The organism is Sedimentibacter acidaminivorans (assembly GCF_017873955.1).
GTDB lineage: Bacteria > Bacillota > Clostridia > Tissierellales > Sedimentibacteraceae > Sedimentibacter > Sedimentibacter acidaminivorans.
In genome coordinates, this window is record NZ_JAGGKS010000001.1 from 247,382 (window position 1) to 260,449 (window position 13,068).

Here is a 13,068-nt window from a genome sequence, read left to right on the forward strand (position 1 = left end):
TTAACTTTTTATTCTTCTACTAAATCATATTCTTCATATTTTTTTATATTTTTTAAAGTATAGCTTTGAATTCCTGCTAATGCAGTTGCTACTTCATATACATTTTCATTTGTAGCTGTTGTTTTAACATTTGCAAATGTTTTATTTTTTGTTATTTCTTTGTTATTCTCGTCTAAACCTGCATCTAATACAAGTTTTAATTTAGAATCTGATTGGTTAGCGATAATTGCCATATTATCACCTCCTTTGTTCATGTATATACTATATAGCATCAGACCCGTAAATGTATTGAAATATTTTTAAAATAATGATAGAATTAGCAAATGATGCGCAGCTTCTTTTATTGCGTACTCAAACATTTAATTTTAGCCTATTTTTTTAGTTGGTTTATTAATAAATTACAATTTATTATTTAAAGGGGTCGTTATGGATAAAGCTTTTATAAAGCGTGTAGCTTCAATTATTGCTGATATGAGCAATTTGAATGATTTAGATAATATATATAATTCAGAATCTTCAAATTATATAACAAATGTGAAATATGTTATTTTTTTAATGTCTAAATTTCTTTTTATTAGTAAAGTAACCGAACAGAAATCTCTAGATTATACTTTGTCAAAAAATGTTTCAAATAATGATATTATGGGTATATTAAACGAATACAGTATTTTTGATTTAGGAAGTTTAGAAATTGAAGAAAAAATTTATAATTTGATTAATGATTTCAAAGATACAGTAATCCATAATAATTTTATACCTGCTAAACTATACGAATTGCTTTTGACTCCTAAGGAAAAAAAATCACTAGGACAAGTTTATACTCCATTTCATATAATCGAAAATATGCTGTCTAAAACATTTGAAATGCAAAAAATAAATATAGACATGAAAATTCTAGATCCATCTTGCGGAGGTGGATACTTTTTAATAGAATCATTTAAAAAAATTCGTGATGAGGCTGTAAGAAAATCACTTGGTATTGATGAAAAATATATATTAGAAAATATGATTTATGGTATAGATATTGATGATTTTTCAATATTTTTAACTAAAATGGGACTACTTTTTAACTCTTGTTTGAACAGTGCCGATTTTAATATTATAAATACAGATTTTTTAACACAGTCTGATGGTTTGGATGTTTCTTTTGATATAATAATTGGTAACCCACCATATATTGGTCACAAGCAAATTAAAAAAGAATATAAACTTTTATTAAAAAACAAATACCCTGAAGTTTTTTACGATAAATCAGATATCTCTTATTGTTTTTTTAAAAGAGGTAAAGAACTTCTAAAGGTTAATGGTATATTATGTTTAATAACATCTCGCTATTTCATGGAAGCTATGTATGCAGATAAACTTAGAAATTATATTAAAAACAATTTTAGTATTATCTCAATTGTTGATTATAATGGTTTCAAAGCTTTTAAGGGGGTTATGGTTAGCCCTGCTATTATAACTTTATTTAATAAAAATTTGAACAAAAACATGTTTTCATACGTCAAATATAATATAGATAATTTAAAAATTGATAATTTCACTTATGGACAAACTAAATTGGAGAATAAAGGGTGGATTATTTTAAACGAAGTAGAAGAACAACTATTTCACCGCATAGAAAGTCAATGCAACACATATATTAGAAATGTATGTAACATTAAGCAAGGAATTATTACGGGTCTAGACAAAGCTTTTATTGTGAGTGTTGAAGAAATTGAAAAATATCATTTGGAAAGTTCTCTCTTAAAAAAATGGATTAAAAATAGCAACATTTCAAAAACAAATATATCCTATAAAAATCTGTATCTCATTTACACAAATATGATTGAAAACGAAGAAGAATACCCTAATACTATAAAATATCTACAACCATATAAGGATATTCTAATTAATAGACGCGAATGTAAGAAAGGTTTTCGAAAATGGTATGAATTACAGTGGGGGCGAGTACAATCTGATTTTGAAAATCCAAAGATATTATTTCCTTACAAATCAGATTCAAATAATTTTTGCTTTGATAAGAATGAATATTATTGTAGTGCAGATGTTTATTTCATCAATGAATTACATGATAATCTATCATTTGAATATTTGCAAAGTTATTTAAATTCCAATATTTTTGAATTTTATTTTAAGTGCCAAGCAAAAAAGGTTGGCTCTAACTTATTTGAATACTACCCTAATAAGTTGAATTTAATGAAAATATATTTGCCAGATGAAAAATTGGTAAAAAATATATATGGTTTAGATAAAATTAGTATTGATAATTTTCTAGAAAAGGTGTTTAATATTAGCGTAAGGGAACAAGCAATTATAAATAAATATATTACAAAAAAAGGTGATGACGCAAAATGAAAAAGCTATTATTTTTTACTTTAATTTTTATTGTGTTGTCCATTCAGCCTAGTTATGCTAACACTGTTTTTTATGATACTTATGATCATTGGGCAGAAAATGATATTAGATGGTCTACTGATACTCTTAAAGTATTTAAGGGTTATGGAGATTTAACATTTAGACCTGATAATAATATTACCCGCTCTGAGTTCATAACTATTTTAGCTAGAACAGCATACAAGCTAAATATGATGAAGGAAATTTACACAAGTAATATGGCATATACGGATATGTCAGAGCATTGGTCGTACACATACATTATTTCCATGTATGAGCACTTCAATAAAAACAATAAAAACTACTCATTTACAAATATTTTCCCTGGGAATAGTTTTTATCCAGACAAACCAATAACTAGAGAGGAGGCAATTCTACTGGTTTCCATCTTTTGCAAGAAACCAATTTATGATAATCCATTGGCTTTTCTTGATGTTAATGATGGTTATAAGTATTACAACGAGTTGAAAAAACTGGCTAACTCTGGCATTGTAACTGGCTATGAGGACAATACTTTTCGTGGTAGTTCTAAAATATCTAGGGCAGAATCTGCTGCTTTAATAAAAAGAATTTATTATGATATGAAAACTAGTGATTCAAGTAAATACCTAAATACATTAGAATTTTTACCCATTAAAGGTGAAGAAATGTATTCTTTTTTCGGCAATTACAATTTTAATACAACTAATGCTCAGGATAAAAAGTATATCAAAGCGAAAAACACATTGGAATATGTTTCTTTTGGAGGATATATTTTTCCTGAAGACTCACATTTATATGACTTGAATTCTATTGAAACTCTAAAAACCTTGAGATCTAGTGGATATAACAATATTGCAGGTGTTAATTTCTATCTTATTAGTTTTGGAAAATTTAGTAATGCTGAAAAAGACGATTTTGCAAATGAAATTCTTGCTAATATAATTGTGAGAAATGACTTAAAAGACTCAGAGCTTATGCAACTATTTTCATTAGTTAATAAATATAATGTTAAAGAACAATTATATATTGATGCATTGAAAAAATGGTATTCTCAAACGCAAAACAGTAATGCAAAGTCAAATATTTTATTCTTTAGGTATGCATATTATATCAAATCAAACAATAAAGAAATGCTTAAAACATTAGTCTATGATGATTTAAATAAAGCAAATAATATTCCAGCAATTATAAATATTAATTGGAGCCTCTCACCAGGTTCTTTGGTAACTGATTTTAGAAATTACAGTCTAGGAAACTATAGTTACTCTATCTATAAGGATTTATCTCTATATCAATATTTAGCTAACCCTATAGACAATATAAATTATAATTCTAAAATAGTTGAACTAATTAATTTGCTTCTTATTAAAAAGAGCAGTGCACAAAATTATAATAGTTTAGTATCTTATGAAAATATATTTTACAAATATTCTTTGAACAGATTGTATGTTTTGAATTTTATTAATGAAAAGGAAAGAGCTTTTGTTGAAGGAATAAATGATTATGAAATAATTAAATCACTAAGTATATACAAATCAAACAAAGTTAGCTTTGATGATATTTATACTGGAATTCTAAAAAAAGTTAAAAATTAAATAAAAAATTTAACAATAAAATGAGATGCAAGCATCTCATTTTATTGTTAATAATAATTTTTATTTTATTGCTTTTGCTAACTTTTTAATTAGATCTTCCCCAAATTTATAGTCATTTACTATATAATCCATAGTTTTATCTTCTAGTCCAGCAGATTTCTTTACAATAGTTGCTGCTAAATCAACGGCTAATTCTGCGTTTCTTTCTTCGTAATCATCAAAATAGATTTTAGGATCTACACAACGCATAAATACATTGCTATCACACTCGCACCTATCCCAAAAGCTATCATATTCACATACCCTAATTTCAAAGTGTAAATGAGGAGCTGTCACAGCACCAGTTTGTCCTGTATATCCTAATATATCACCCGAACTTACTGTTTGACCTACTTGAACAACATAACTCGATAAATGTGCGTATAATGTGCCAAATTTACCATGGTCAACTACCAAATAGTTACCATAGCTACCGATGTTTTCTACAGCTCTTTTTACTATACCTTCAGCAACAGCATACACAGGTGTTCCTAAATCAGCTTTTAAATCAATTCCATTGTGCCACCAATATTTTCTACCATCCAATGTTATATCTCTTAGGCCAAAGGTACTATTAACGGTAATACTATCTAAAGGTAATTTCTCTAATTTAACCATCTTGACTAATCCCTGCTTTCATTTTCTTGGTTTTTTACATAATTATTTAATGCTTTTTCTAATTGTAATTTAGCATATTCCTCTAGACCATCAAATGTGCTTTGTACAATTCTTTCTATCATTTTCTTAGTTAATATTATTTTAAATGGTGCTGGTACAATATTATATATAGTATCTACAACCCATTGGAATTTCTGTCCACCTGATTTTATAGTATCCTTGTACATATCTTCAGCTTGTGCAATATATTTTATTGAACTATTTCTTATCTTTTCGTTCTCATGATAATAGGCAGATGCAGCACCTAATATTATAGCTATTAGCGGAACCACAAATTGCATAATTAAATCTAAGTCCATATTTTCACTCCCATTTTTTCTTGATAAAAATTTTATCTAACTTATAGTATGCTAATTTTTTTTATTCGTTCTTTTTACAGTGATTACACAATGTAACGGTATAAAAAAAACCTGTGAATACACAGGTTTTTTTATTGTTTATTTCTAATATTCATCAAATTTTATTCATTTTCATCAGTTGAAGCTGATCTTGGTCTACATCCTCCTCCGTGTCCTCCAGAGCCGCCTGTTCCGCCTACGCTATTCTCGTCAATTTGTCTAGGGAATAATCTTGGGAATGTTGTACAAAGCTGACCTTGTTCTGGAGAAACTTGGGTAAATCCTGTGGAAAGAACGCAAAGTTGCACTGGTACTACTATTTTCTTTTCACAAGAAATACAAAGTGAAACTATTAAGTTTACAGACAACACGCCTGTTCTTGGGTCAATATAGAAGTCTCTAGCTATGCTGTTTGTAGCAAGACGTGTTTCGCATGATAGATTGCATAATTCTGTAAATCTTGGTAAAAATGCTGTATCATATACTGATGGTACGCATAATTCAAAGAAGTTAGTCAATACTAGTGGATTACATCTGTCTGCTATATCTACTACTGTTGATAATGTTATTACACTTTCTCTATTTGAGTCACATGGAGTTACAACTAGGTCTAATTCAACTACTACACAGCCTGATACCTCAACATTTTGTGTTCCAAATACTGGTGTTCCTTCTTCAAACTCATCACAGAATGTTGTATCTGCATAAACTAATTTTTGACTGAATATACCATCAGGTCCTATTACTTTATAATCAGATCCGTCTTCCCTTTTTACAAACTGTCCTCCTGATAACTCAGTGTTTGGATTTATTTTTAAATTACATTCATCATTAATATTATTAGGATTAAAAAACTTTCTGCATCTTATATCGCTAATTCTAATTATGTTTGTTCCACAGCCTAATGCTGGTTCAAATTCCTGTCCTGGTGCTGTTTTTAAACCTTGTAAATTAAATAGTGCTTGATCGTATATCTTTTGCACATAAATAGGTTCTGTTACCACATTTCTTAAGGTTCCATCCCAATCACAACCTGATTGTCCTGTACAACATCTATCTGTGAAACCTGCGCCTGCGGTATTATTATTATTATTGTTATTATTTGAGCATCTCATGCTTTATTTTACCTCCTCAATTTTTAACTTTACTCTAATATATTCTAGACATTGATAGTTGTTACACAGTAAATATTTGATTATAAATAATATTATATTGAATTATTTTTGAGCTTAGTGTAAAGTATAACTATAACAATTAAATATAAAATTTATGGAGGTATTATGAAATCACCTATAGTTACATTTGAATTTGAAAATGGAGATAAGATAAAAGCTGAACTTTATCCCGAAATAGCACCAAATACAGTTAGAAATTACATATCATTAATTAATCATAATTTTTATGATGGCTTAGTTTTTCATAGGGTTATTGAAGGATTTATGATTCAAGGTGGTTGCCCAGATGGCAATGGAATGGGTGGACCTGGTTATACTATAAAGGGAGAATTTAATGGGAATGGATTTAAAAATGATTTAAAACATGATGAAGGTGTTTTATCAATGGCTAGATCAGGTCACCCTGATTCTGCTGGATCACAATTTTTTATCATGCATAAAAAATCTCCTCATCTGGATGGACAATATGCTGCTTTTGGAAAGGTAATTGAAGGTTTAGATATTGTAAATAAAATTGCTAGTTCTAAAACTGATCACAGAGATCGTCCATTAGCTGATGTTAAATTAAAAACCGTAACAGTTGATACTCAAGGCGAAACTTACGACGAACCTGAAAAGAAATAGTTAAAAAAACGTAATGTCGGACTTAAACAAATATTGTCCTTCATTACGCTTTTTATTTTTTATTAAAATCCTAATTGTTCTCCTACTAGAATAACTTTAAAACGATTTTTTTGTTTACAATATCTTGTTACTAATATTTGACTACATATTGTTTCATTGCTAGTGCACTCTGCACATATTCCTGTTACAGCACATGGAGTTTTTAAATTATATCGAATTGCATTTGGTACACATGCATCCGTTCTTACTCTTTTCATTCCACTTTCTACATCTCTCACTACTTTGTTCATTCCAGCTACAACTATTACACTATCCGGACCATAGCAAAATGCAGCTAGTCTATTTCCAGCTCCATCTATGTTTACCAACTCACCTTCCATTGTAATTGCATTTGTACTTGTTAAAAACACATCTGAAGTAAGTGCAGCTTTCATCATCTTTGTTCTTTCTTCTGGAGTTTTCGCAGTGTCTCTATCTATAACTTTGATATCATTATCTTTTAGAGCTTGTTTAGCTCCAATTTCTTCAATTGAAAAAGTTCCACCCCATGATACAACATCATCTTTGTTAATTAATGATATAAGTAATTCTTTAGCTTCTTCTTTTGTTTCACAATAATATCCTTCCATGTTTCTTTTTTGAAGATTTTTGATTATTGTTGTACTTTTAACTTTGTATGATTCCTTTACGTTCTTATCCATGTAACCTCCTAATATTATATTATTTATTATTTATCAATAATACTATCGATATTTTTTAAAACAATAGAAATTGTTCCATCTGGATTTGTTATAAACTCAACTTTATCTTTATTACTAAGCATTTCATATGGTATATTTATTTCTATTCCTTCATCTGTAATAATTTTTTGTTTTGTTTTTATTTTATTTGCATAGTTAAAGTTTACCTTTATTTCTGGTTCTTTTATACCTTTCATTTTTATTTCTTCGGTATATGCTTTTTTTACTTCTTCTTCTTTAAATACCTCATCTGATATTTTTGATAAGTCAATATTTAATGACTCTTCTACATTTTCTCTGATGATATTTTTCACCTTGCTTTTCATGAACATATCATCATCATAATATTCTTTAATTATTTTATCAGTTGTATCTGTAATAATTTTAACTTTTTCTTTATCTGCTTTTTCTTCTTTACATCCAAGTAAATGCTTTGATATATAATAGCATGGCTCATTGTACACCTGACATTTTTTCTCTTTTACAAAAACATCAAAACTATTTAAATCAACGAATATAACTTCATCTATTTTTTGAGTTATGGATGGCAATGCGCATGGTTGTTCTATTATAATATTTTTTGTACCTTCTTCTTCTTTTGAGTAGTGAATATATCCTTTTTTATAATTTAATTTCATTATTATCATATAATCTTTATTAAAAACATTAGCTTGTACAAAAAGCATGTCACATGTTTTTATATCTGGATTTTCTGATATTAATTTATAAAAAAATTCTGATATAGCTTTAGAAAATTTTTTGAATTCTGGATTATCTCTGTACTCTTTAATCTGTTTAAAAAAGAATCCATCATCATTTATAAATTTAGTTTTTTTTAAATCTGAATCATTTAGACATTTTAATATATGCTTTTCTATATATTCTCTCATATCCTCACCTAATGACATGAGATTTTCTGACAAAACTGGTACTCCTACACTTGTATCAAGAATGTGTAATATAGCCCTTGAAATTGATACGCTCATTTTTACCTCTTGGTTTTATAATATATTATTCAAACTTTTATTGTTTATTTAATTATATATTATAAATACAATAAATACAAATCTAATTTATTTGTTTTTATCAACATTTACACTTATGTTTTAATGTTTTTTATTTCAAACTTATAATTCTGACAAATATAAATAAATAATTTAATATTAGTTACAAGCGCTTAATAACTTAGCTAATATTTATTGCTTTTAAAAAATTTATAATAATGCTATAATTACATATAAATAAATAACTTTTACGAAAGGTTGGTTTAAATATGCTTAAAGTTCATGAAAGATTTTTAAATTATGTTGCTATTGATACACAATCTGTTGATAATTCTGATTGTTTTCCTAGCAGTGAGAAGCAAAAAAATTTAGCAAGTATTTTAGTTAAGGAAATGAAAAATATAGGTATCAGCGATGCTGATATGGATAATTATGGTTATGTATACGGTTCTATTCCTGGAAACTCAGTAAAACCAATTCCAACAATTGGTTTTATTGCTCATATGGATACATCGCCTGATATGCCTGGAGATAATGTTAAAGCTAAAATAGTAAAAAATTATGATGGTAAAGATATAGTTTTAAATAAAGAAAAAAATATTGTTATGAAAACAGATATGTTTGAACATATGCAAAATTACATAGGTCAAGATTTGATTGTTACTGATGGAACAACTTTGCTTGGTGCTGACAACAAGGCTGGAATTGCAGAAATAATGTCTTTAGCAGAATTCTTAATTAATAACCCAGATATTAAGCACGGGACAATTAAAATTGCATTTACTCCTGATGAAGAAGTTGGAAGCGGTGCTGAACACTTTAATGTTGAAAACTTTGGTGCTGATTTTGCCTATACCGTTGATGGAGGAAGACTTGGAGAAATTGAATATGAAAATTTCAATGCTGCTAGTGCAAAAGTTATAATTAATGGAATAAACATTCATCCTGGTTCAGCTAAAAACAAAATGAAAAATTCCATTCTTATTGCTATTGAATTTCAACAAATGCTTCCTATATTTGAAACTCCTGCTAATACAGAAAATTACGAGGGATTCAATCATTTATGCGATATTTGTGGAAGTGTCGAAGAAACTAAACTTTCATATATTATTCGTGACCACGATGCAAATAAATTCAAAGCAAAGAAAGACAGGTTTTTTAAAATTGCTGATTACCTTAATGAAAAATATGGTAGCGACACAGTTGTTGTTGAATTAAAAGATTCGTACTTAAATATGAAAGAAATGGTACTTCCTCACATTCATATAGTTGAAACTGCTGTCAAAGCAATGAAGGAACTTAATATTGAACCAGAAATATGTCCTATCAGAGGAGGTACTGATGGTGCAAGACTTTCTTACATGGGACTACCATGTCCAAATTTGTGTACAGGTGGACACAATTTCCATGGTAAATATGAATATATTTCTATTCAATCTATGGAAAGTGTAGTTGAAATTTTAACTAAAATTGTTGAATTATATGCAAAATAGATCATATTAATAAAAGGGACGTATATTTGATATGCGTCCCTTACAACTAATTATTTTTTCTTTTTTTTATTTATTTTTATATCTTTGAGTTTATCTGCTTCTAATTCACAAATTCCTTTTTCTATTAGTCGCATTTCTATATACTCTTCTAATATAGTTTTTAAAAGTACTACTATTGGTACTCCAAATATTAATCCTGCTATTCCTCCTAGTGCTCCACCTATTGTAACTGCTGTTATTATCCAAAATGGAGATACTCCAATATTTTTTCCAACTATCTTAGGGTCGAGGAAATTTGCATCTATTTGCTGAACTACAACGATTATAATAAGTGAAGTCAAAGCTTTTGTTGGTTCAAAGAAAAACGAAACTATTACAACTGGTACTGCACCAATAATCGGACCAAAATATGGTATAATATTAAACAATCCAATTAGTGATCCCATTAATGCAGCATATGGCACTCTAAATATAGTAAACAGTAATATACAAATCAATCCAACTATAAAAGCATCTAAAATTTTACCATTTAAAAAGCTTTTAAATATAATATTTGCTTTTCTGCCTATATTTATAATTTGCTTTGCCTTTGTTTCTTCATAAACAGCATATATAAACCTTTTTGCTCTTGCTATTAAATCATTTTTTTCAATCAACATATAAATACTAATAATAAAACTTGTTACTATTGAAAAGGCACTTGTTCCTATATTTGTTATAACCTGCAACAACACATTTGAAAAATGAATAAGTATAGAATTCAACTGTTCTTGAATAGATTCGCTTGCCTCAAGGATTCTATCTGAAATAAATTGAACATATGGATTATTTATTTTATCTCTTAAATTTGAAACAATTTGACCTATATCAATATTTTTATCTAAGACAAATGACACTACAGCATTTATATTTTCAACAATTTTAGGAACAATTATTGAAAATATCAGCATCAATATTCCAATCAATACAATGCACGCTAGCAAAATCCCCTGTGTTCTCCTTACTTTAAGCTTTACAACACAAAACCTAACTAAGGAATCTAAAAGATATGCAAGAATAAAAGCATATAATAACGGCATAAAAGCATTAACAATCAATGTTATTTTGCTACCGTTAAAAACCATAAGCATCATCAAAAAAACAATTATAATAACAGGACACAAAGTCTTAATAAGACTTTTATTTTTATTTATAATGTTCATCTCCTAACAATTTACAATTTACAGTATTTTTGCCTGACCTCTGTATACTACTCCACGATTTCCATTTACAGTAAGTATTTCTTCATCCTTTATAACTTCTGTACAGTTATCTGCGCCTACTACAACCTCTTTACCAAGGTTTAATCCTGCTATAATAGCATGAGATGTTAATCCCCCTTCTTCTACTATTATGGCTGATGCTCGCTCCATATATTCAATAACATCCCTATCTGTTGATGGCATAACTATAATATCTCCATCCTCAAACTTATCTCTAAGCTCTTCTGCATTTTTTACAACCCTTGCTCTCGCTATTACAGTTTCTTTTCCTACACCCATTTTTTTGTACAACAGTTCGCTAACTATATGAACTTTTAATAAATTAGTACTACCAGAAATTCCAACAGGAACTCCTGCTGTAATTACAATTAAATCTCCGTTCTCTATATATCCACTCTCTAATGCCTTTGCTACTGATGTATCTATGATTTCATCTGTTGATTGCATTTTGTCAATTTTCAAAGGATAAACTCCCCAATAAAGAGCCATCTGACGAACAACATACTCGTTTTCAGTTGCAGCAATAATAGGTGCACCTGGTCTAAATCTTGACACAGCCGCTGCAGTATAACCCGATGATGTTGCAGTGATTATTGCTGATGCCTTTAAATCTAATGAAGTCCTGCATGTTGACATGCTTATTGAATTAGTTATGCTGTTATTTCCACTAACGTATTTAGTTCTTAGTATTTCTTCATAATCTAATGAATTTTCTATCATTTCTGCTATTCTTGACATAGTTTTTACTGATTCAACTGGATAGCTACCTGATGCTGTTTCTCCTGATAACATTATTGCATCTGATCCTTCAAATATAGCTGTTGCTACATCTGATACTTCAGCTCTAGTTGGTCTAGGGTTCCTAATCATGGAATCAAGCATTTGCGTAGCTGTAATAACAGGTTTGCCTGCTGCATTACATTTTCTTATAAGCGATTTTTGTACTAATGGTACTTCCTCAGCAGGTATTTCTACTCCCAAATCACCCCTAGCAACCATTATACCATCCGAAACTTCTATTATATCATCAATATTTTCTACGCCTTCTCTATTTTCTATTTTTGAAATAATCATAATATGTTCAGCATCATTTTCTTCAAGTACTCTTCTTATAGAAATTACATCATCCGCTTTTCTTATAAAAGATGCAGCTATAAAATCTATATCTTCTCTTATTCCAAATTCAATATCGCCTATATCTCTCTTAGTTAATGCTGGGAGGTTAATTTTTACATTAGGTACATTTATACCTTTTTTATTTTTTACAATCCCTTCATTTTTTACTATGCATTTTAAGTCTGTATCATTAATATTTTCTATTACCTCTAAACTTATTAATCCATCATCTATTAATACAGTATCACCTTTTTTTACATCTTGAGCAAATTCTTCATATGTAACGCTTATAATTTTATTATTTCCTAAAAGTTCTCTTGAAGTTATAATTATTTCTTGCTCTTTTGTAAGCTCTGCTTGACCATTTTCAAAATCTCTCGTTCTTATTTCTGGACCCTTTGTGTCTAACATAATAGCAACATTTGCGCCAAGTTCATCTCTAACCTTTTTTATTACACTTATTCTTTCTTTATGTTCTTCATGGTTTCCATGTGAAAAATTTAGCCTTGCAACATTTAATCCACTTTTAACTATTTCTCTAAACATTTCTTCACTCTGTGATGTAGGCCCTATTGTACATACTATTTTTGTTTTTCTCATTTATTTTTCACCCTTTCAAGTTTAT

At 28.6% G+C, this 13,068-nt stretch carries 12 protein-coding genes; 4 read left to right on the top strand and 8 right to left on the bottom strand.

Going from position 1 to position 13,068, the window contains the following annotated elements; translation table 11 throughout:
• Nucleotides 1-8 precede the first annotated feature (8 nt).
• On the bottom strand, nt 9-233 hold the full coding sequence (locus J2Z76_RS01155; protein WP_209510147.1) for a DUF1659 domain-containing protein: 225 nt from the start codon (nt 231-233) through the stop codon (nt 9-11).
• 193 nt (nt 234-426) lie between these two features.
• Here J2Z76_RS01155 and J2Z76_RS01160 point away from each other — a divergent pair, with 193 nt between their 5' ends.
• Both J2Z76_RS01160 and J2Z76_RS01165 read left to right on the top strand, forming a co-directional pair.
• Nucleotides 427-2,358 (top strand): Eco57I restriction-modification methylase domain-containing protein, encoded by a 1,932-nt coding sequence (locus J2Z76_RS01160; protein WP_209510148.1) that lies wholly within the window; start codon nt 427-429, stop codon nt 2,356-2,358.
• Complete coding sequence (locus J2Z76_RS01165) at nt 2,355-3,974, top strand: S-layer homology domain-containing protein (protein ID WP_209510149.1); 1,620 nt, start codon at nt 2,355-2,357, stop codon at nt 3,972-3,974. The genes J2Z76_RS01160 and J2Z76_RS01165 overlap by 4 nt, the downstream gene beginning before the upstream one ends.
• Nucleotides 3,975-4,034: 60 nt before the next feature.
• On the opposite strand, the gene J2Z76_RS01170 is transcribed toward J2Z76_RS01165, so the two are convergent.
• The 3 genes from J2Z76_RS01170 to J2Z76_RS01180 all read right to left on the bottom strand — a co-directional run bounded on the left by J2Z76_RS01170 (nt 4,035) and on the right by J2Z76_RS01180 (nt 6,144).
• Nucleotides 4,035-4,631 (bottom strand): M23 family metallopeptidase, encoded by a 597-nt coding sequence (locus J2Z76_RS01170; protein WP_209510150.1) that lies wholly within the window; start codon nt 4,629-4,631, stop codon nt 4,035-4,037.
• 5 nt (nt 4,632-4,636) lie between these two features.
• Nucleotides 4,637-4,990: a hypothetical protein gene (locus J2Z76_RS01175; protein ID WP_209510151.1), complete on the bottom strand. Its 354-nt coding sequence runs from the start codon at nt 4,988-4,990 to the stop codon at nt 4,637-4,639.
• Between the two features lie 161 nt (nt 4,991-5,151).
• A complete protein-coding gene (locus J2Z76_RS01180; RefSeq protein ID WP_209510152.1) occupies nt 5,152-6,144 on the bottom strand; it encodes a hypothetical protein in 993 nt (330 codons plus the stop codon).
• Between the two features lie 165 nt (nt 6,145-6,309).
• Here J2Z76_RS01180 and J2Z76_RS01185 point away from each other — a divergent pair, with 165 nt between their 5' ends.
• The gene (locus J2Z76_RS01185; RefSeq protein WP_209510153.1) at nt 6,310-6,828 is read left to right on the top strand and encodes a peptidylprolyl isomerase; all 519 of its coding nucleotides are present in this window, start codon (nt 6,310-6,312) and stop codon (nt 6,826-6,828) included.
• Nucleotides 6,829-6,890: 62 nt separating this feature from the next.
• On the opposite strand, the gene J2Z76_RS01190 is transcribed toward J2Z76_RS01185, so the two are convergent.
• Together J2Z76_RS01190 and J2Z76_RS01195 are read right to left on the bottom strand one after the other, a co-directional pair.
• Nucleotides 6,891-7,529: a lactate utilization protein gene (locus J2Z76_RS01190; RefSeq protein ID WP_209510154.1), complete on the bottom strand. Its 639-nt coding sequence runs from the start codon at nt 7,527-7,529 to the stop codon at nt 6,891-6,893.
• 26 nt (nt 7,530-7,555) lie between these two features.
• Nucleotides 7,556-8,554, bottom strand: coding sequence for a nucleoid-associated protein (locus tag J2Z76_RS01195; protein WP_209510155.1), 999 nt, complete (start codon nt 8,552-8,554; stop codon nt 7,556-7,558).
• A 287-nt stretch (nt 8,555-8,841) separates the two neighbouring features.
• On the opposite strand from J2Z76_RS01195, the gene pepT reads away from it, so the two are divergent.
• Entirely contained in the window at nt 8,842-10,065 is a 1,224-nt protein-coding gene (pepT, locus tag J2Z76_RS01200) for a peptidase T (protein ID WP_209510156.1), read from the top strand.
• A gap of 50 nt (nt 10,066-10,115) precedes the next feature.
• Here pepT and J2Z76_RS01205 read toward each other — a convergent pair whose 3' ends face one another.
• Nucleotides 10,116-11,267: an AI-2E family transporter gene (locus J2Z76_RS01205; RefSeq protein ID WP_209510157.1), complete on the bottom strand. Its 1,152-nt coding sequence runs from the start codon at nt 11,265-11,267 to the stop codon at nt 10,116-10,118.
• An 18-nt stretch (nt 11,268-11,285) separates the two neighbouring features.
• Nucleotides 11,286-13,043, bottom strand: a complete 1,758-nt coding sequence (gene pyk / locus J2Z76_RS01210; RefSeq protein ID WP_209510158.1) for a pyruvate kinase — start codon at nt 13,041-13,043, stop codon at nt 11,286-11,288.
• Between the last annotated feature and the right edge of the window lie 25 nt (nt 13,044-13,068).

Bases quoted from the DNA above. Each gene is read 5' to 3' on its own strand.
- J2Z76_RS01155 (WP_209510147.1), bottom strand. From the start codon at position 233: ATGGCAATTATCGCTAACCAATCAGATTCTAAATTAAAACTTGTATTA.
- J2Z76_RS01160 (WP_209510148.1), top strand. From the start codon at position 427: ATGGATAAAGCTTTTATAAAGCGTGTAGCTTCAATTATTGCTGATATG.
- J2Z76_RS01165 (WP_209510149.1), top strand. From the start codon at position 2,355: ATGAAAAAGCTATTATTTTTTACTTTAATTTTTATTGTGTTGTCCATT.
- J2Z76_RS01170 (WP_209510150.1), bottom strand. From the start codon at position 4,631: ATGGTTAAATTAGAGAAATTACCTTTAGATAGTATTACCGTTAATAGT.
- J2Z76_RS01175 (WP_209510151.1), bottom strand. From the start codon at position 4,990: ATGGACTTAGATTTAATTATGCAATTTGTGGTTCCGCTAATAGCTATA.
- J2Z76_RS01180 (WP_209510152.1), bottom strand. From the start codon at position 6,144: ATGAGATGCTCAAATAATAACAATAATAATAATAATACCGCAGGCGCA.
- J2Z76_RS01185 (WP_209510153.1), top strand. From the start codon at position 6,310: ATGAAATCACCTATAGTTACATTTGAATTTGAAAATGGAGATAAGATA.
- J2Z76_RS01190 (WP_209510154.1), bottom strand. From the start codon at position 7,529: ATGGATAAGAACGTAAAGGAATCATACAAAGTTAAAAGTACAACAATA.
- J2Z76_RS01195 (WP_209510155.1), bottom strand. From the start codon at position 8,554: ATGAGCGTATCAATTTCAAGGGCTATATTACACATTCTTGATACAAGT.
- pepT (WP_209510156.1), top strand. From the start codon at position 8,842: ATGCTTAAAGTTCATGAAAGATTTTTAAATTATGTTGCTATTGATACA.
- J2Z76_RS01205 (WP_209510157.1), bottom strand. From the start codon at position 11,267: ATGAACATTATAAATAAAAATAAAAGTCTTATTAAGACTTTGTGTCCT.
- pyk (WP_209510158.1), bottom strand. From the start codon at position 13,043: ATGAGAAAAACAAAAATAGTATGTACAATAGGGCCTACATCACAGAGT.